The sequence below is a fragment of the Streptomyces sp. NPDC029164 genome (genome assembly GCF_055563995.1).
This window is the reverse complement of sequence record NZ_JBVHWW010000001.1, coordinates 288,395-305,122: the sequence shown is the minus strand read 5'-3', so window position 1 is coordinate 305,122 and position 16,728 is coordinate 288,395. Positions and strand designations below refer to the sequence as shown.

The window sequence follows — 16,728 nt, the reverse complement described above, 5'->3', positions numbered from 1 at the left end:
GCGATCCCTTCGGGGGCGACGAGAAGTGCCGTAAGGAGACGAAGCGTTTCGTCTCGCGACGCGATCAATCGTAATCGACGTCCGCGCCTCACGCAAGACGGTCCGTCTCGTTACGCTCTTGTCAGTCCCTCACCAGTCGGCGACCGTCAGCCGACGGGCGCGCCCTGGCCCGCGAGCAGCCGGCCCTCGGCGTAGGCGAGCGCCGCGGCGGGCAGGGAACCCTCACGTCCGCTGCGCAGCACGGTCAGTCCACCCGTGCGGGGCAGAGCGGGCTCCGGCCCGGCTCCGAGGCGGCGCAGCGCCTGGACGGCGACGGGCTCGGCGGAACCGTGGAAGACCAGCTCGGCTCCCCCCGTCCGCGCGGCGAGCGCGGTCCGGATGGCGCTCTCGACGAGCTCGTAGTGCGTGCAGCCGAGCACCACGTCGGTGACGTCGGCCGGGGTCAGCGCGGCCGCCGCGGCCACGGTGGCCGCCACGGCGGCGTCGTCGGCGCCTTCCACGGCGTCGGCCAGCCCGGGGCACGGCACCTCCGTGACCCGGGCCCCGTCGGCGAAGTCACGGATCAGCCCGCGCTGGTAGGCGCTGCCGGTGGTGGCGGGGGTGGCCCAGATCGCGACGCGTCCGCCGGCGACCGCGGCGGGCTTGATCGCCGGCACGGTCCCGATGACCGGGATGGCGGGCTCCAGCTCCGCGCGCAGGGTGTCCAGGGCGTGCACGGTGGCGGTGTTGCAGGCCACGATCAGCGCGTCCGGGCGCCGCTCGGCGGCGGCCCGGGCGACGGCGAGCGCGCGCCCGGTGAGGTCGGCGGGGGTCCGCGGCCCCCAGGGCATCCCGTCGGGGTCCGAGGACAGGACCAGGTCCGCGTCCGGCCGCAGCCGGCGCACCGCCGCGGCCGCCGCGAGGAGGCCGATTCCGGAGTCCATGAGCGCGATCTTCACCGGGCCACCTTAGTCGACCCCCACCCCACCCGAGCCCTCCACCGCCGACACCCATCCCGCGCAGCGACCCCCGGCCCGCCGCACGGGACCACCCGGCACGGCGGCCCGGCCGCCCTGATCACCCCGCTCACTCCGCCACCGAGCCGACAGCCGGGCCGCCCGACCAGCCCGGTCACGGGGAGCGTCCAGCCCGGCCCGGCCGCATGGCCACGCGGGCACGCGCCCCGCGGGTCACCGGCCGGCTGGGGCGGGGGCGGGGGCCGTTCGCCCGCCCGGCGAGGGCCGCCGCACCCGGCGGGGGCCGCCGCACCCGGCGCGGGAGGATGCGCGACACGTCCGCCCGGGCCCGGCACACTGCCGCCATGGGCCTCTTCACCGCCGCCTGCGCGGCCTACGCCTCCCTCGCCGCCTGGCTCTGGCTCACCTTCGCCCAGGGCATGTTCTGGCGGACCGACGTCCGCCTCCCCCGGCGCACCGCCCCCACCCACTGGCCGTCCGTCGCGATCGTCGTCCCCGCCCGGGACGAGGCCGAGGTGCTGCCCCGCACTCTGCCCTCGCTCCTCGCCCAGGACTATCCCGGCGAGGCCGAGGTCATCCTCGTCGACGACGGCAGCACCGACGGCACCGGCGCCCTCGCGCTCCGGCTCGCCGCCGCGCAGCCCGGGCTCCCGCTCACCGTCTCCTCCCCCGGCGACCCGGCCCCCGGCTGGACCGGCAAGCTCTGGGCACTGCGCCACGGCATCTTCCTCGCCCGCACCGCGCACGCCACCGAGCCCGAGTTCCTGCTCCTCACCGACGCCGACATCGCGCACGAGCCCGACAGCCTGCGCGAACTCGTCGCCGCCGCGACCTCCGCCGACCTCGACCTCGTCTCGCAGATGGCCCGCCTGCGCGTAGCCGGCCTCTGGGAACGGCTCGTCGTACCCGCCTTCGTGTACTTCTTCGCCCAGCTCTACCCGTTCCGCCGGATCAACCGGCCCTCCGCCCGCACCGCGGCGGCCGCCGGGGGCTGCGTGCTGCTGCGCACCGAGGCCGCCGTGCGCGCCGGGGTCCCCGACGGCATCCGCCAGGCCGTCATCGACGACGTCTCCCTCGCCCGCGCGGTCCACCGCTCCGGCGGCCGGATCTGGCTCGGACTGGCGGAGCGGGTGGACAGCGTGCGCCCGTACCCGGAGCTCGCCGACCTGTGGCGGATGGTCTCGCGCAGCGCCTACGCCCAACTGCGCCACCAGCCCCTCCTGCTGGCCGGGACGGTCGCCGGGCTGGTGCTCGTCTACCTCGTGCCCCCGGCGGCCCTGCTGACGGGACTCGCGGCCGGACAGCCCGCGACCGCCTGGGCCGGGGGCCTCGCCTGGCTCCTGATGACGGGCACGTACCTGCCGATGCTGCGCTACTACGGGCAGCCCGCCGCCCTCGCTCCGCTGCTTCCGTTCACGGCCCTGCTGTACCTCCTGATGACCGTCGACTCGGCCGTTCAGCACTACCGGGGCCGCGGCGCCTCCTGGAAGGGCCGTACCTATGCCCGTCCCAGCGACGCCTGAAACGGCGAACTGCTGCCCGACAGGGCGTCATCCGAGGTCACCGCGTTGTGACGATGCGTCAGCACGAAGTCGGTGCAACACCCAACCGGTGAGTACGAGTAGGAACAAGGTGGGGTGGAAGTGGCGAATCGTGCACGTGAACGTCAAGTGAAAGGTGAGGCTCTGACCTGGGAAGATGCAGGTCAGGGCGGTGTTGACGGCACCTCGCTATGGACCCCGTGAAGTCGTGGGCTTAACTTAGGTCCCATGACCTCCCCCCGCTCCACTTATGGCGGCGGTTACTACTCCGCGCCCTCCTTCCCGGACACCCCCATCTACGACTCCCTCGTCGCCGAACGCGGCACTCCGCAGATCGCCCCGATCCGCGTTCCGGCTGCCTACGAGTCCCCGAGTGCCGGCTATTCGAGCGGTGGGTACCTGCCGGCCCTGGCGTCGGCGCTGCCCGCGCTGCCGCCCGCGGCTCCCCAGCACCAGAACGCACCCGCGTACGGGTATCCGTACCAGCAGCAGGCCGCTCCGCAGCCGATGCCGCTGCAGCACGCGCCCGCCCCGTACATCCCCCAGCAGCAGCCGGTTCCGGCGCGTACCGGATACGTGCCGCAGCCCCAGCCGCAGCAGCCCCGCCCGGCCGCCATGGCCACCGGGTACGAGGCCATGCGCCCGGCCGCGCCGCGGCCGATGCAGGTGCCCGCGCCGGTGCCGGCGGCCTCCTACGAGGACCCGTACGGCCGTCAGTACCAGGGGCGTGGTTACTGACCGGGCCACCGGGAGGCGCCGGGGCAGCGGAGGGGCTGGCAGTATTCCCCCATGTCGAACTTGCACGTCCAGGCGCTCCACATCCATCCCGTCAAGTCGGTAGCGGGGACCGCTCCCGACGAGGTGGCCGTGGAGCCCTGGGGTCTGTCCGGGGACCGGCGCTGGGCGCTGGTCGACACCGAGGGCACCGTCCTCACCCAACGCCGCCATCCGCAGCTGGCCTTGGCGGCGGCCCGCCCGTTGCCCGGCGGCGGCCGGATCGCGGTGACCGCGCCGGGCATGGCGGAGCTGGTCGTGGAGGTGCCCGAGCCGGGTCCGCTGGAGCCGGTCGTCCTGTTCGGGAAGAAGGTCGAGACCGTGGTCGCGGCGAGTACCGCGGCCGACTGGTTCAGCGCGTATCTCGAAGAGCCGGTCCGTCTGGTGCATCTGGACGACCCGGCCGTACGGCGTCCCGTGGATCCGGACTACGCACAGCCCGGCGAGACGGTGAGCCTCGCCGACGGCTATCCGCTCTTGATCACCACCCTCGCCTCGCTGGACGCGCTCAACTCGCTGATCGCACAGGGGGACCATCCCGAGGAGGGTCCCCTTCCGATGAACCGTTTCCGCCCCAATGTGGTGGTATCGGGGGCGGAGGCGTGGGCGGAGGACGGCTGGCAGCGCATCGCGATCGGCGACGCCGTCTTCCGCGGGGCCCGCGAATGCGGCCGGTGCGTCGTCACCACCACCGACCAGGGGACGGCGCGGCGGGGCAAGGAACCCCTGAAGACCCTGGGGAAGCACCGGCGGATCGGCAAGTCGCTGGCGTTCGGGCGGCTCCTGGTGCCGGTGCGGCTGGGCACGGTGCGCGTCGGCGACGAGGTCCGCGTCCTCGCATGACCGCACGGCACGCATTGACACGCGCGGCGCGGATGACACGGATGCCCCGGCACTGACCAGCCGGCCCTGAATGACACCTTCGGGGGGCTCCGCGTCCGCGCTGGAACCAACAGGCACGACCGCGCCGTTGGATCAGTCAGGACACATGGGCAGAGGGAGACTGGCACAAGTTGGGGGAGCCGGACCGTGCGGACAGCAATGGGTGTGTGGCGTTGGCGGCGCAATCCGCTGCGCCGGCCGACCGATCTCTTCGAGGCGTGGGTGGCGTTCGCCGCGCTGGTGTGTGTGCTGGTGGTGGCTCCGGCCACCGGCTGGGCCGCGGGCGTCCGGGTGGACGGCACACTGCAGCGGGCCGCGCAGAAGCAGCGGCAGGAGCGTCATCTCGTACCGGCGGTGGTGGTCCGGCCCGCGCCGGTGCCGGCGCAGGAGGTGTCCGCCGCCGGCTCGTCGGCCCAGCGGACCGCCCCGCACCGTACGCAGATCGTGGCCTCGTGGACCGCGCCGGACGGCACCAGCCACGAGGGGACCGTGCCGGCCGCGGAGGAACCGCCGCGCGCCGGCGACCGGTTCCGGATATGGACCGATGCGCACGGCCGGCTGGTCGGGCAGCCGCTCGACCCGTCCGCGGCCGCCTTCCACGCGGGGATGGCCGGCCTGGCCGCCGCGATCGGGGTGGCCGCGCTGGGCGAGACGGTCCGGCGCCTGGTCGTACGACGGCTCGTGCATCGGCGGTACATACGTCTGGACCGGGCCTGGGCGGCCGCCGGACCGGACTGGGGTCGAGCGGGCGCGGGCAGTTGACCTGGCACCCCTTCGGCTCCGCGCGCGCTACGGTGACTCCAGTGGTTCCGGTGGCTTCCGACTTCAGTGGCTTCGGTCGCATCGGCAGCGCGAGTACGAGGGTGGGGGCACGACAGCACCATGGTTCAGGGCACGGTCCAGGTGACGCACGGCGGGTCTTCGCGGTGGCGGCGCCGCTCCGGTGAGTATCCGACGCTGACCGCCGCGCTCGCCGCCGCGGGCGACGGGGACGTGCTGACCGTCGCCCCCGGCACCTACCGGGAGAACCTGGTGCTGCACCACGCCGTCACCCTGCGCGGACCCGAGGGCGGGCTGGGGTCGGTGCGGATCGCCCCGCTCGACGGGGTCGCGCTGACCGTGCGCGCCTCGGCCGTGGTCCAGGACCTGTACCTGGAGGGCCAGGACCGGGCGGCGCCCGCGCTGCTGGTGGAGGACGGCTTCCCCGAGCTCACGGATCTGCGGGTCAGCACCCACTCGGCGGCCGGCATCGAGGTGCGCGGCCCCGGGGCCCGGCCCCTGGTGCGGCGGTGCACGGTGGAGAATCCGGCCGGCGTCGGGATCTCCGTGCTGGACGGCGGCGGCGGGGTGTTCGAGGAGTGCGAGGTCGTCGCCGCCGGGCAGACCGGTGTCTCGGTGCGCGGCGGGGGCCGGCCCCGGCTGGAGCGCTGCCGCATCCACCACGCCACGGGCGCCGGCATCGGGGTCACGGGCGAGGGTTCGGGCCTGGAGGCGCTGGGATGCGAGGTGTACGAGGTCAAGGGCGCCGGGGTGCAGATCGCCGCCCGTGCCACGGCCCGGCTCACCGACTGCGCGGTGCACCGCACCTCGGCCGACGGGGTCACCCTCGACACCGACGCGGTCCTCACCCTGGCCGGCTGCGACATCCACGACATCCCGGAGAACGCCGTCGACCTGCGGTCCCGTTCGGTGCTCACCCTCAGCCGCACCACGGTCCGCCGCTTCGGCCGCAACGGTCTGTCCGTGTGGGACCCGGGCACCCGGGTGGACGCCGAGTCCTGCGAGATCCACGACAGCACGGGTGACTATCCGGCGGTGTGGATCAGCGACGGCGCCACCGTCGCCCTCGATTCCTGCCGGGTGCACGACGTGCCGGACGCACTGTTCGTGCTGGACCGGGGCTCGCGCGTCGACGTGGTCGACAGCGACCTGTCCCAGGTCCGCAACACCGCCGTCTCGGTGAGCGACGGGGCCACCGCGCAGCTCGACGACTGCCGGATCCGCGAGGCGGCCACGGGGGCCTGGTTCCGCGACCACGGCAGCGGCGGCACCCTCGCCAACTGCACCATCGACGCCGTGCAGACCGGTGTGATCGTCACCAAGGGCGCCGACCCGACGCTGGAGCGGTGCACGGTCACCTCCCCGGCCGAGGCCGGGTACTACGTGTCGGCGGGCGGCCGCGGCACCTTCACGGCCTGCCGGGTGACGGGCAGTTCCGGTTTCGGCTTCCACGTCATCGACGGCTGCCGCACCACGCTGACCCGCTGCCACACCGAGCGATGCGCACGCGGGGGCTACGAGTTCGCGGAGGACGGCCCGCTCGCCGAGGAGTGCACGAGCGACGAGTCGGGCCCGCGCCTGGTCGCCCAGTCGGCCTCGGGCGGCGGGTACGCGGGGGCGCAGGCGGGGATCCGTACGGTCACGGCGGCGCAGAGTTCCGTACCGCAGCCGGCCCAGGCGCCCTCGGCCGTACCGGGGCCCGCGTCGGAGCGGCCGGAGGACGGCGCGGCGGCGGCCGCGCGGGGTTCGGGCGAGGTGCTGGGCCAGCTCGACGCGCTGGTGGGCCTGGACAGCGTCAAACGCGAGGTGCGGGCGCTCACCGACATGATCGAGGTGGGCCGGCGGCGGCAGCGGGCGGGCCTCAAGGCCGCCTCGGTGCGCCGGCACCTCGTCTTCACCGGCTCCCCCGGCACGGGCAAGACCACGGTCGCCCGGCTGTACGGGGAGATCCTCGCCTCCCTCGGGGTGCTGGAGCGCGGTCACCTGGTCGAGGTGTCCCGCGTGGACCTGGTCGGCGAGCACATCGGCTCCACGGCCATCCGTACGCAAGAGGCCTTCGAGCGGGCGCGCGGCGGGGTGCTGTTCATCGACGAGGCGTACGCGCTGGCCCCGGAGGACTCGGGCCGGGACTTCGGGCGCGAGGCGATCGACACCCTGGTGAAGCTGATGGAGGACCACCGGGACGCGGTGGTGGTGATCGTCGCCGGGTACACGGCGGAGATGGACCGCTTCCTGACCGTCAACCCCGGTGTGGCCTCGCGGTTCTCCCGGACCATCACCTTCGGCGACTACGGGCCCGGGGAACTGCTGCGGATCGTCGAGCAGCAGGCGGAGGAGCACGAGTACCGGCTCGGGGAGGGCACCTCCGAGGCCCTGCTGACGTACTTCACGGAGCTGCCGAAGGGGCCGGCCTTCGGCAACGGCCGCACCGCGCGCCAGACCTTCGAGTCGATGGTGGAGCGGCACGCGGGCCGGGTGGCCCAGCTGTCGGAGCCCAGTACGGACGAGCTCACCCTGCTGTTCCCGGCGGACCTCCCGACCCTGCCGGCCCTGCCCGCTCCTTGCTGACACGGGCCTGCTGAGCGGGTAGGGCCCCGGCTCCCCCGGCTGCGGCCGGGCGGGGCTCCCCGCCGCGGGCGGCCGCGTCCAACCGGGCGAGCAGGGCGTCGCGTTCGGCGGCGAAGGCCGGATCGGCCTGGTAGTCGGAGTGGCCCAGGATCGGCGCGGGCAGCGGATGGCGGACGCTGCGCCCGTAGGCGACCGGGTCGGCGAGCGGGCCGCGGTCCACGTCCTGACCCGCACCGGGCAGAGCCGGGCCGCCGATGGGGTCGGTGGCCCGCCACAGGTTGCGCCAGCAGTCGACCTCGTCGTGCAGGGCGGCGAGCGGCCCGGGGCCGAAGTAGCCGGGGAACCAGCGGCCGTAGAGCCGGCCGAGCGGGGATCCGTACGTGAGCAGGGCGACCCGGCGGCGGGCGGGCGGCGGGAGCTGCCAGACGGCCGCCGCGGCGAGCACGCTGCCCTGGGAGTGGCCGGAGATCACCAGGCGGCCGCCGGTGCGGCCGGTCCAGCCGGCCATCCGCCAGGTCAGGTCGGGGACGGCGCGCTCGGCGTAGCAGGGCGGCGCGAAGGGGTGGGCGGCGCGCGGCCAGAAGGTGCCGACGTCCCACAGGATGCCGATGGTCCGGCGGGCGGAGGGGTCCCGGTAGGCGCGGCGGCCCCAGGTGACGAAGACGGCGATGCCGAGGCCGATGAGCCAGGACCCGGCGTCCTGCGCGGCGCGGGCGGCGCCTTCCAGCAGCGGCTGGGTCCCCCGGGCCGCCTCGCCCGGGACCTTCCCGCTGAGCCAGGCCCCGGCGAGCGCGCCCGCGCCGAGCACCAGGGTGATCCCGGAGACCGCCGCGACGAACCAGGGCGCGGAGTCGGTGAGCGCGGCCGCGGTCCGCGCCCCGGCGATCCGGCGGCTGCGGGCCCCGTCCGGCGCCTCCCCCGGGTATTCGGCGGCCACGGTCTCGGCCAGGCGGCCCCGGGCACGAGCTCCGCGCACCGCGAACCAGACACCGAGCAGGGCCAGTACGAGGAGCATCGGCGGTAATACGGCGGCCTGCCACGACAGCAGCACGGGAGGCCCGGCCAGCGGGGTGCCGGCCATCCCGGGCTTGGCCCCGCCGTCCAGCCAGTCGGCGACCCGCTGGGCGACCCCGCCGGACATCACCCCGCCGAGCGCGCAGCCCAGCATGGCGACGGCGGGTCCGCCGAGACCGTGCAGGGCGGCCGACGGATCGGGGGCCCGCCGGTGCAGGGACCGGGCGACGGCGGCGAGGGCGAGCACGCAGCAGCCCTGGCCCAGCATGAGCACCCCGAAGGCGAAGTCCCCGGGGAGCCGCCCGGTGGAGGCCCAGCCGGGGCGCGACCAGCAGGCGTGGACGACGACGGCGGCGAGCAGGGCGAGGGCCGCGCCGGGCAGCAGCGTGACGGCGGCCCGGTCGAGCCGGTGGTCCGCGCGGACCTCGGAGCGGCCGCGCCGGCAGACGACCCAGACCACGGAGGCGGCCCCGGCGGCGAGCAGGGCCAGGATGACCCAGCCGAGCGCTTCGAGTACGGGGACGACGGCCCGCCGGTCGTGGCGGGCGGTGGGGACGGCGACGGCCACCGCCACGGTGAGCAGCCCGGCGGCGGTGTGTGCGGCGCGCAGCCGGGCCACGATCCGGCGGCCGTACCAGAATCCCGGGCGGCCGAGCGCGGGCGCCGTCCCGGAGGCGGCGTCCGGGTCGGCGGAGCCGGCGGGCGGCGGCTGGGACTCGTAGGCGCTCCAGGTGCGGTTCGACAGGAACCAGAGCAGCCCGGTCAGCGCGGCGGGGACCAGCGCTCCGAGGGCGAGGCGGCGCCCCGGCTGGGCCCACCAGCCGCCGCCGGGCGCGAGGAAGCCGAGCCAGGAGCGGGAGCCGGTACAGGTGCCGGATCCCGCGCACTGCCAGGCGAACAGGTCGAGCGCGACCTCGCAGGCGGCCGCGATCAGCAGCACGGTCAGGCTCAGCGCGAGGATCCGTACGAGCACCCCGTACGTGCGCACCGCGCGCGGGGCGGGGTCGGCGGCGGGCGTGGCCGGCCGGGCCCAGTGGGCGAGGTTCGCAACCATGAAGGGCAGGAGCAGCAGCCACAGGGCGCGGGCGCCGTTGCCGGAGGTGAGCCGGGACCAGCAGTAGGCCTCGGGGACGGGCCGGCCGGCGTACCGCTCGGGGTGCGCTTCGGCGTCGGCGTCCTCGGTGCGGCGGAAGACGGCGGCGGTGGAGTCGCCGGTGACGCGGACGGTGCGCGGGTCGCCGAGCAGTTCGGCGGGGGCGGCGCCGGCGACTCCGTGGACGAGGAGTTCGAGGGCGAGGGGAGGGCCGGGGGTGGGACGGTCGGGCACAGCGGCCTCCGCTCGCGGTGCGGGATCGGCGCGACTCCAGCATCCCGCGCGCCGCCTCGCGTGCCCAGGCCCCGCGCCGGGGAATCCCCCACGCGGGGCGAATCCACAGAGAGCGGAACGGGGCCGGGAATCCGTCCGGGAATCCGTTCGGGAATCCGTTCGAGATGGCGGCGGACTTCTCGGGGCCGCCCGGCTATGGTGACGCCCACGCAGATCCCGCACCTCGTCCCAGGGGGTACCGCCATGGCTCGCCGACTCCGTCCGGTGGGGCTGGACTTCATCGACGACGCACCGATCCGGCTGGTCTTCGCCACCGAGGCGGCGGCGCCGCCCGAGGCCGTGTACCAGGCGCTCGCCGAGGAAGTGGCGGGCTGGCCGAGCTGGTTCAAGGCGGTGACCCTGGCCCGGCCCACGCACGGCGGCGCGGGCCGCGAGGTCAGGTTGATGGGCGGGGTGCGCTTCCAGGAGACGATCATGGCCGCGGATCCCGAGCAGCGCTACGCGTACCGGGTCGACACCACCAACGCCCCCGGTATGCGGGCCCTGTTGGAGGAGTGGCGGCTGACACCGGCCGGCTCCGGCACGCACGTCCGCTGGACCTTCGCCGCGGACGGCTCGGCTCCGTTCCGTCTCGGCCTGACCGCCGCCCGCGCCGGCCTGGGCCACTCCTTCCGCACGGCCGTCCGCACGCTGGACGGGCGGCTCACCGCCCGGCGCGCGGCGGATCAGTAGCCGGATCCGCCACCATGCCGGTCTTGCGGTGCACTTCGGCCAGTTCCTCGTAGCCGCCCGCACCCCAGACGGCCGCGCGTCCCGTTCCGGTCCGTTGTACCCGATGCCCGCCACGGCTCCCCCGATGTGCCGGCCCGCGCGAAAGTCCGCACGGCGTAGCCAGCCGACTCGGCTGCGCCCAGGGCGTTTTCGTCCCCGGACCGTCACCGTCGCGCCACGGATCCGGTCAGGCAGGTCAGGCCACCGGCCTCGTGCCTCGGGCCGGTCAGGCCACCGGCTCGCGCCAGACCCCGGTCGTCAGCAGGGTGTCGATGGTCTTCGCGTACGGGGCGATGTCGAGCCGCTGCGCCGCCAGCCACTCGTCGGAGTAGTACTTGTCCAGGTAGCGCTCGCCCGGGTCGCACAGCAGGGTGACGACGCTGCCGGTACGGCCCTCCGCCACCATCTCCGAGATGATCTTCAGGGCGCTCCACACGCCGGTGCCGGTCGAGCCGCCCGCCTTGCGCCCTATGGCCGTTTCCAGCGCGCGGCAGGCGGCGATGCTCGCCGCGTCCGGGACCTTCATCATGCGGTCGATGGCACCGGGTACGAAGCTCGGTTCCATCCGCGGCCGGCCGATGCCCTCGATGCGCGAGCCGCAATCGCTGCTCGCGTTCGGGTCGTTGTTGGTCCAGCCGTCGAAGAAGCAGGAGTTCTCCGGGTCCGGGACACAGATGCGGGTGTCGTGCTGCATGTAGTGCACGTAGCGCGCGATGGTCGCCGAGGTGCCGCCGGTGCCGGCGGTCGCCACGATCCAGGCGGGCTCGGGGAAACGTTCCAGCTTGAGCTGCTGGTACATCGATTCGGCGATGTTGTTGTTGCCGCGCCAGTCGGTGGCCCGCTCGGCGTACGTGAACTGGTCCATGTAGTGCCCGCCCGTACGGGCGGCGAGCCGCGCCGACTCCTCGTACATCTTCATCGAGTCGTCCACGAAGTGGCATGCGCCGCCGTGGAATTCGATGAGCCGGCACTTCTCCGGGCTGGTCGTGCGCGGCATGACGGCGATGAAGGGGACGCCGATCAGCTTGGCGAAGTACGCCTCGGAGACGGCGGTGGAGCCGGACGAGGCCTCGATCACCGGGCGGCCGGGGCGGATCCAGCCGTTGCAGAGCGCGTAAAGGAACAGCGAGCGCGCGAGGCGGTGCTTGAGGGAGCCCGTCGGGTGGGTGGACTCGTCCTTGAGGTAGAGGTCGATGCCCCACTCCTCGGGGAGCGGGAAGCGCAGGAGGTGGGTGTCCGCGGAGCGGTTCGCGTCGGCCTGGACCTTGCGGACGGCTTCCTTCAGCCAGGCGCGGTACTCCGCGTCGCTGCGGTCGACGTCGATGGTGGTAGCCGTCGTACCGGTGCTGTTGGTGGTGCCGGTGGTGCTCATGCGCCGCGCTCCTTCATGGGTGCAATTCGCCCCCTCCTTTCGCAATGTACCTCGCCCACCTGCACAAACGTTCGCTTTGGGTTTCCATGCACATCGCTTTCGATGGCGTTCGGTTGCACTGCGCGGCACCGTGGGTGACCCTGGTGGAGCATTACCGAGGGTGCAGCACCCGTAACACTCATGTCGGGGAGTCGCAGCCGTGATCAGTCATTCCCGCAGGCACTGCGTCGTCGAACTGCAGGCCTTGCCGTCGCGGATCGGCCAAATCCGCAGAATCGTTTCTGCACAGCTGCGCCACTGGCAGCTCGATCCGCTCATCGACCGGGCTGCGCTCGGCGTGACGGAACTGCTCACGAACGTCCACCGCCACGCGCAGCCGGACAAGACCTGCATCGTCGAGATCGAACTCCGCCTCGGGCGCCTCACCGTCTCGGTGATCGACAGCGATCCCCGGCTCCCGGTGCTCCACGAGACACAGGCCGGCGCGCTGGAGACCTGCGGACGCGGCCTCGCCCTCGTGGCGGCGCTCAGCGAGTCCTGGGGCGCGCGGCAGCGGCCCGACGGGCCGGGCAAGGCGGTGTGGTTCTCGCTCGCGGCGGCCCCCGCCCAGGCGGCGCCCGCGCAGCCGGTACGGATCGAGACCAGGCCCGTACGGGAACCCGCACGGACGGTGGTCGTCTCCGTCGACCCGGGAGTCCTCGACCCGAGCACGGCCGGGACGGGCGTGCCGGTGGCCTCGCCGGTGGGCGCCGGGCCGGGATGACCCCGGCCGCCGACGCCCCGCCCCGGGCCCCCGAAGTCCCGCGCGGGTCTGGGGGCACCTCCCAGCGGTAGCCGGGGGAGCAGGATCCGAAGGAGACGGCCTAGACCAGGGCCCCCAGCGGGTCGTCGAGCACCGGCTGCCAGGCCAGCTCCGCCGCGCCGACCAGGCTGTTGTGGTCCAGGGTGCACGGCAGGATCGGCACGCCGCCGCTGCGCCCCCAGAGGCTGCGGTCGGCGACCACCGCACGCAGCCGTTCCGGGTCGGCGTGCAGCAGTTCCCGGTGCAGGCCGCCCAGGATGATCCGGTCCGGGTTCAGGATGTTCACCAGCCCGGCGAGGCCGAGCCCGAGCCGGTCGATCAGTTCCTCGGTGGCGGCCCGTACCGCCGGCTCCGCGGGTTCGTCGCGCAGCAGGTCGCGGGCCTGCTGGAGCAGGGACACCTCGGGGCCGGGGCTGCGGCCCGCCGCGGTGAGGAAGGCCAGCGGGTCCGCCTCGACGTCCAGGCAGCCGCGGCCGCCGCAGTGGCAGGCCCGCCCCTCGGGGTTCACGGTGAGGTGACCGACCTCCAGGGCCAGGCCCGAACTGCCGCTGTGCAGGCGGCCGTCCAGCACCAGCGCCCCGCCGACGCCCCGGTGCCCGGTGGCCACGCACAGCAGGTGCTGCGCGCTGCGCCCCGCGCCGTGCCGGTGCTCGGCCAGGGCCGCGAGGTTGACGTCGTTCCCGGTCAGGGCCGGGCCGTCGATACCGGCCTCCTTCACGCACTCCGCGAAGATGGCCCGTACGGGAGAACCTGCCGGCCAGGCCAGGTGCAGCGGATTCAGCGCGGTGCCCTCCGGCTCGGCGACGGCCGAGGGGACCGCGAGGCCCGCGCCGACGCAGCGGCGGCCGCTGTCCGCGAGCAGTTCGGCGCCGGCCTCCACGACCGCGCCGAGCACCTGGGCCGGGTCGGCGGAAACGGTGACCTTGCCGGGGGCGGTGGCCACGATGCGGCCGCCGAGGCCGACCAGGGCCGCCCGGAAGCCGTCCGAGTGCACCTGGGCCGCGAGCGCCACCGGGCCGTCCTCGGCCACGGAGAGACGGTGCGAGGGGCGGCCCTGGGCTCCGCCGGCCCCGCCCGGGCGGGAGTCCACGCGGATCAGCCCGAGCGCCTCCAGCTCGGCGGCGACGGCTCCGGCGGTGGCGCGGGTGACCCCGAGCTCGGCCGTCAGCACCGCGCGGGTCGGGGCGCGGCCGGTGTGCACGAGCTCCAGCGCCGGCCCGAGCGCGCCGCGACCGCGTTCCAGTCTGGTCCGCGTGGCGCTGGTGGACGCGGAGGGCGTGGTCACATCCCCCACCCGCGGCGGGGCCCCGTTGCCGTTCATGCCATCGATCCTCGCATGATCGGAGGGTGCCGGACGCCGCCGCTCAGCCCAGCCCGCCGACCCGCAGTGTGATGTTCAGCCGCCCGGTCAGCCCGAGGTCCCGCGGACCCGTGCCCGGCAGGACCTTCGGCACGCCGTGGTAGGCCGGCCGGCTCTCGCCCCCGAAGACGAAGAGATCCCCGCTGCGCAGCTCCACGTCCCGGTACGGGCGCCCGCGCGAGGCGGTGTTCCCGAAGCGGAAGACACAGGTGTCGCCGAGGCTGAGCGAGACCACCGGGGCCGTGGACTTCTCCTCGGCGTCGCGGTGCATGCCCATGCGGGAGTCGCCGTCGTAGAAGTTGATCAGCGCGATGTCGTAGGCCGCGGCCGGGTCGGACGGGTCGGGCAGGCCGGGCGGATCCGGCACGTCCGCGTACGCGGCGGCCACCGCCTCCCGCCCCAGCTCTGCGAGCCACCCCGGCATCGGCTTGACCGGCGCCCCGTCCCCGTCGACGACGGTGCGGGCGTACCCGTACGGATACCAGTGCAGCCCGAGGCACACCTGCCGGGCGGTCATCACCCCGCCGCCCGGGGTCCGCACGGTGCGCAGGCCGGCCGGCGGGCGGGCCCACGCACGGCAGGCCGCCAGCAACTCGCCCTGCCGCCCGGCCCCGAGCCAGTCGGGCACGTGCACGGCGCCGGGAGCGATCAGGGTCCGCTCGCGCGGGAAGAGTTCCCCATCCATGTCCCCATTGTCGCGGGCGGGCTGATAAGACTCCCGGTATGGAGATCACCGAACTTGTGAAGACCCTGGCACGAGAGGGCGAGCTGCTCGCCGACGTGGCCGAACAGGCCGGGACGAACGCCCCGGTCCCCACCTGCCCGGGCTGGCACGTCACCGATCTGCTGCGCCACACCGGGTCGGTGCACCGCTGGGCGGCCGGGTACGTGGCGGAGCGGCGGCTGGAGCGGGTGGGCTTCCCGGACGCGCCGGAACTGGCCGACGGCGAGTTGCTGGCGTGGTTCCGCCAGGGCCACGCGGACCTGGTGCGCACCCTGACCGAGGCCCCGGCCGACGTGCAGTGCTGGACCTTCCTCCCGACGGCCCCGCCGTCGCCGCTGGCGTTCTGGGCGCGGCGGCAGGCCCACGAGACGACCGTGCACCGGATGGACGCGGAAGCCGCTCGGGGCGTGGCGTTCTCCCCGGTGGAGCCGGAGTTCGCGGAGGACGGGGTGGACGAGCTGCTGACCGGCTTCCACGCGCGGCCGCGCAGCCGGGTGCGTACCCCGGAGCCGCGGGTGGTGCGGGTCCGGGCCGCCGACACGGGCGCGGTGTGGACCGTGCACCTGTCGGCGGAGCCGGCCCGCACGGTCCTGGGTGACACGGGCGAGCCGGCCGACTGCGAACTGACCGGGGAGGCGGCCTGGCTGTACGCGGCCCTGTGGAACCGGCTCCCGCTGGCAGGTCCGGGCGTGACGGGCGACGTGGCGCTGGCCCGGCTGTGGAGCGAGACGGCCGGAATCTGAACCGGGCGGCGGACGCGGGGTCGGGCGGCGGGCGCGGGGTCGGGCGGCGGGCGCGGGCCTCCTTGTGGCACGCGGCGGGCGCTGTGAGACTGCACGCATGGAGCGGCGTACGCAGGCGGACCGGGACGCGATCACGATCGAGATCGGCTATGCCCTCGTCAGCGGCTGCTTCGCGGCCGCCCTCGTCTTCGGCGCGGCGTACGGGCCCGCGCTGGCGTTCTCCCTCTCCCCCGCGGCCGACCGCGCCCTGGCGGTGGCCGGAGGAATCGCGGCGGGCGCGGTCTTCCTCCTCCGGATCGCCCACGTCCTGTGGCGCTTCGCCCGCCGCCCGGAGAACGACGGCCGCTGAATGGCCAGGCCGCCAGGCCGCCGGACCTCTAGGCCGCCGGGCCCACGGCGGCCCACCAGGCGACCAGCCTGTCGGCCATCGCGTCGGTCCGGTGGTCGACGGGATCCAGACCGAAGTGGTCCTCCAGCTCGTACCAGAGGAACTCACCGATCTCCGCCCGGGTGGTGCCGCGCTGGAGACGCCGGAACAAGGGGACGAGCATGCAGTCGTACTCGTCCTGCGAAAGATCGGCCACGCCGATCGGATCCCACTCGTTGAGCAGGTACCGCAGGTTGTCGAACAGCACCGGCGACGGGGTCCAGGTAGACATCGGGCCAGCCTGCCACCCGCCGCCCCGTGCCGCCGCCGAATATCGCGGGTACGGCTGCAGGCACCATACTCAGTGGGATGATCGGAAAACTGTGCACCATCGTCATCGACTGCCCCCATCCATCCGAGCTCGCCGACTTCTACGGGAAACTGCTGTCACTCCCACGGCTGGAGGACACTCCGGAGTACGTCGTGCTCGGCACCACGGCAGGTACCGCATTCGTGGCATTCCAAAGGGTCGACGACTTCCGGCCGCCGCAGTGGACCGTCCCCGACCACCCTCAGCAGATGCACATCGACGTGAGCGTCGCGGATCTCGACGTGGCCGAGCCACAAGTCCTGGCCTTGGGCGCGACCTTGCTCGAAGGGTCGGACAAGCCCATCGGGTACCGGGTGTACGCCGACCCCGTCGGCCACCCCTTCTGCCTCGTCACGCCACTGGAGTGAACGGCGGAG

Annotated in this window: 16 protein-coding genes; 10 read left to right on the top strand and 6 right to left on the bottom strand. The window is 74.5% G+C overall.

Features of this window, described 5'->3' with window-relative positions; translation table 11 throughout:
• Positions 1-146 precede the first annotated feature (146 nt).
• Positions 147-938, bottom strand: coding sequence for a glutamate racemase (locus ACZ4VT_RS01320; protein WP_467945520.1), 792 nt, complete (start codon positions 936-938; stop codon positions 147-149).
• 362 nt (positions 939-1,300) lie between these two features.
• On the opposite strand from ACZ4VT_RS01320, the gene ACZ4VT_RS01315 reads away from it, so the two are divergent.
• The 5 genes from ACZ4VT_RS01315 to ACZ4VT_RS01295 all read left to right on the top strand — a co-directional run bounded on the left by ACZ4VT_RS01315 (position 1,301) and on the right by ACZ4VT_RS01295 (position 7,501).
• Complete coding sequence (locus tag ACZ4VT_RS01315; protein WP_467945518.1) at positions 1,301-2,479, top strand: glycosyltransferase; 1,179 nt, start codon at positions 1,301-1,303, stop codon at positions 2,477-2,479.
• 246 nt (positions 2,480-2,725) lie between these two features.
• A complete protein-coding gene (locus ACZ4VT_RS01310; protein WP_467945516.1) occupies positions 2,726-3,235 on the top strand; it encodes a DUF6643 family protein in 510 nt (169 codons plus the stop codon).
• 51 nt (positions 3,236-3,286) lie between these two features.
• Positions 3,287-4,114 (top strand): MOSC domain-containing protein, encoded by an 828-nt coding sequence (locus ACZ4VT_RS01305; protein WP_467945514.1) that lies wholly within the window; start codon positions 3,287-3,289, stop codon positions 4,112-4,114.
• A gap of 186 nt (positions 4,115-4,300) precedes the next feature.
• A complete protein-coding gene (locus ACZ4VT_RS01300) occupies positions 4,301-4,915 on the top strand; it encodes an Rv1733c family protein (protein WP_467945512.1) in 615 nt (204 codons plus the stop codon).
• 120 nt (positions 4,916-5,035) lie between these two features.
• Complete coding sequence (locus ACZ4VT_RS01295; RefSeq protein ID WP_467945510.1) at positions 5,036-7,501, top strand: right-handed parallel beta-helix repeat-containing protein; 2,466 nt, start codon at positions 5,036-5,038, stop codon at positions 7,499-7,501.
• On the opposite strand, the gene ACZ4VT_RS01290 is transcribed toward ACZ4VT_RS01295, so the two are convergent.
• Positions 7,443-9,842: a hypothetical protein gene (locus tag ACZ4VT_RS01290; protein WP_467945508.1), complete on the bottom strand. Its 2,400-nt coding sequence runs from the start codon at positions 9,840-9,842 to the stop codon at positions 7,443-7,445. The genes ACZ4VT_RS01295 and ACZ4VT_RS01290 overlap by 59 nt on opposite strands.
• 243 nt (positions 9,843-10,085) lie before the next feature.
• On the opposite strand from ACZ4VT_RS01290, the gene ACZ4VT_RS01285 reads away from it, so the two are divergent.
• Complete coding sequence (locus ACZ4VT_RS01285; protein ID WP_467945507.1) at positions 10,086-10,574, top strand: SRPBCC family protein; 489 nt, start codon at positions 10,086-10,088, stop codon at positions 10,572-10,574.
• Positions 10,575-10,839: 265 nt separating this feature from the next.
• On the opposite strand, the gene ACZ4VT_RS01280 is transcribed toward ACZ4VT_RS01285, so the two are convergent.
• Positions 10,840-11,985 carry a PLP-dependent cysteine synthase family protein gene (locus ACZ4VT_RS01280; protein WP_467945505.1) on the bottom strand — a complete coding sequence of 382 codons (1,146 nt, stop codon included), beginning with the start codon at positions 11,983-11,985 and terminating at the stop codon, positions 10,840-10,842.
• Positions 11,986-12,184: 199 nt separating this feature from the next.
• On the opposite strand from ACZ4VT_RS01280, the gene ACZ4VT_RS01275 reads away from it, so the two are divergent.
• A complete protein-coding gene (locus ACZ4VT_RS01275; protein ID WP_467945503.1) occupies positions 12,185-12,748 on the top strand; it encodes an ATP-binding protein in 564 nt (187 codons plus the stop codon).
• A gap of 100 nt (positions 12,749-12,848) precedes the next feature.
• Here the strand turns inward: ACZ4VT_RS01275 and ACZ4VT_RS01270 are convergent, their stop codons facing one another.
• Positions 12,849-14,108 (bottom strand): ROK family protein, encoded by a 1,260-nt coding sequence (locus tag ACZ4VT_RS01270; RefSeq protein WP_467945502.1) that lies wholly within the window; start codon positions 14,106-14,108, stop codon positions 12,849-12,851.
• A 43-nt stretch (positions 14,109-14,151) separates the two neighbouring features.
• A complete protein-coding gene (locus ACZ4VT_RS01265) occupies positions 14,152-14,832 on the bottom strand; it encodes an alpha-ketoglutarate-dependent dioxygenase AlkB family protein (RefSeq protein WP_467945500.1) in 681 nt (226 codons plus the stop codon).
• Positions 14,833-14,870: 38 nt separating this feature from the next.
• Between ACZ4VT_RS01265 and ACZ4VT_RS01260 the strand changes: the two genes are divergently transcribed.
• On the top strand, positions 14,871-15,614 hold the full coding sequence (locus ACZ4VT_RS01260) for a maleylpyruvate isomerase family mycothiol-dependent enzyme (protein WP_467945498.1): 744 nt from the start codon (positions 14,871-14,873) through the stop codon (positions 15,612-15,614).
• A 97-nt stretch (positions 15,615-15,711) separates the two neighbouring features.
• Complete coding sequence (locus ACZ4VT_RS01255; protein WP_467945496.1) at positions 15,712-15,963, top strand: DUF6332 family protein; 252 nt, start codon at positions 15,712-15,714, stop codon at positions 15,961-15,963.
• Between the two features lie 28 nt (positions 15,964-15,991).
• On the opposite strand, the gene ACZ4VT_RS01250 is transcribed toward ACZ4VT_RS01255, so the two are convergent.
• Entirely contained in the window at positions 15,992-16,273 is a 282-nt protein-coding gene (locus ACZ4VT_RS01250) for a hypothetical protein (protein WP_467945494.1), read from the bottom strand.
• Positions 16,274-16,350: 77 nt separating this feature from the next.
• Here ACZ4VT_RS01250 and ACZ4VT_RS01245 point away from each other — a divergent pair, with 77 nt between their 5' ends.
• Complete coding sequence (locus tag ACZ4VT_RS01245; protein ID WP_467945492.1) at positions 16,351-16,719, top strand: VOC family protein; 369 nt, start codon at positions 16,351-16,353, stop codon at positions 16,717-16,719.
• Positions 16,720-16,728: the final 9 nt, after the last annotated feature.

Bases quoted from the DNA above. Each gene is read 5' to 3' on its own strand.
- ACZ4VT_RS01310 (WP_467945516.1), top strand. From the start codon at position 2,726: ATGACCTCCCCCCGCTCCACTTATGGCGGCGGTTACTACTCCGCGCCC.
- ACZ4VT_RS01245 (WP_467945492.1), top strand. From the start codon at position 16,351: ATGATCGGAAAACTGTGCACCATCGTCATCGACTGCCCCCATCCATCC.
- ACZ4VT_RS01260 (WP_467945498.1), top strand. From the start codon at position 14,871: ATGGAGATCACCGAACTTGTGAAGACCCTGGCACGAGAGGGCGAGCTG.
- ACZ4VT_RS01315 (WP_467945518.1), top strand. From the start codon at position 1,301: ATGGGCCTCTTCACCGCCGCCTGCGCGGCCTACGCCTCCCTCGCCGCC.
- ACZ4VT_RS01255 (WP_467945496.1), top strand. From the start codon at position 15,712: ATGGAGCGGCGTACGCAGGCGGACCGGGACGCGATCACGATCGAGATC.
- ACZ4VT_RS01295 (WP_467945510.1), top strand. From the start codon at position 5,036: ATGGTTCAGGGCACGGTCCAGGTGACGCACGGCGGGTCTTCGCGGTGG.
- ACZ4VT_RS01305 (WP_467945514.1), top strand. From the start codon at position 3,287: ATGTCGAACTTGCACGTCCAGGCGCTCCACATCCATCCCGTCAAGTCG.
- ACZ4VT_RS01270 (WP_467945502.1), bottom strand. From the start codon at position 14,108: ATGAACGGCAACGGGGCCCCGCCGCGGGTGGGGGATGTGACCACGCCC.
- ACZ4VT_RS01280 (WP_467945505.1), bottom strand. From the start codon at position 11,985: ATGAGCACCACCGGCACCACCAACAGCACCGGTACGACGGCTACCACC.
- ACZ4VT_RS01265 (WP_467945500.1), bottom strand. From the start codon at position 14,832: ATGGATGGGGAACTCTTCCCGCGCGAGCGGACCCTGATCGCTCCCGGC.
- ACZ4VT_RS01250 (WP_467945494.1), bottom strand. From the start codon at position 16,273: ATGTCTACCTGGACCCCGTCGCCGGTGCTGTTCGACAACCTGCGGTAC.
- ACZ4VT_RS01285 (WP_467945507.1), top strand. From the start codon at position 10,086: ATGGCTCGCCGACTCCGTCCGGTGGGGCTGGACTTCATCGACGACGCA.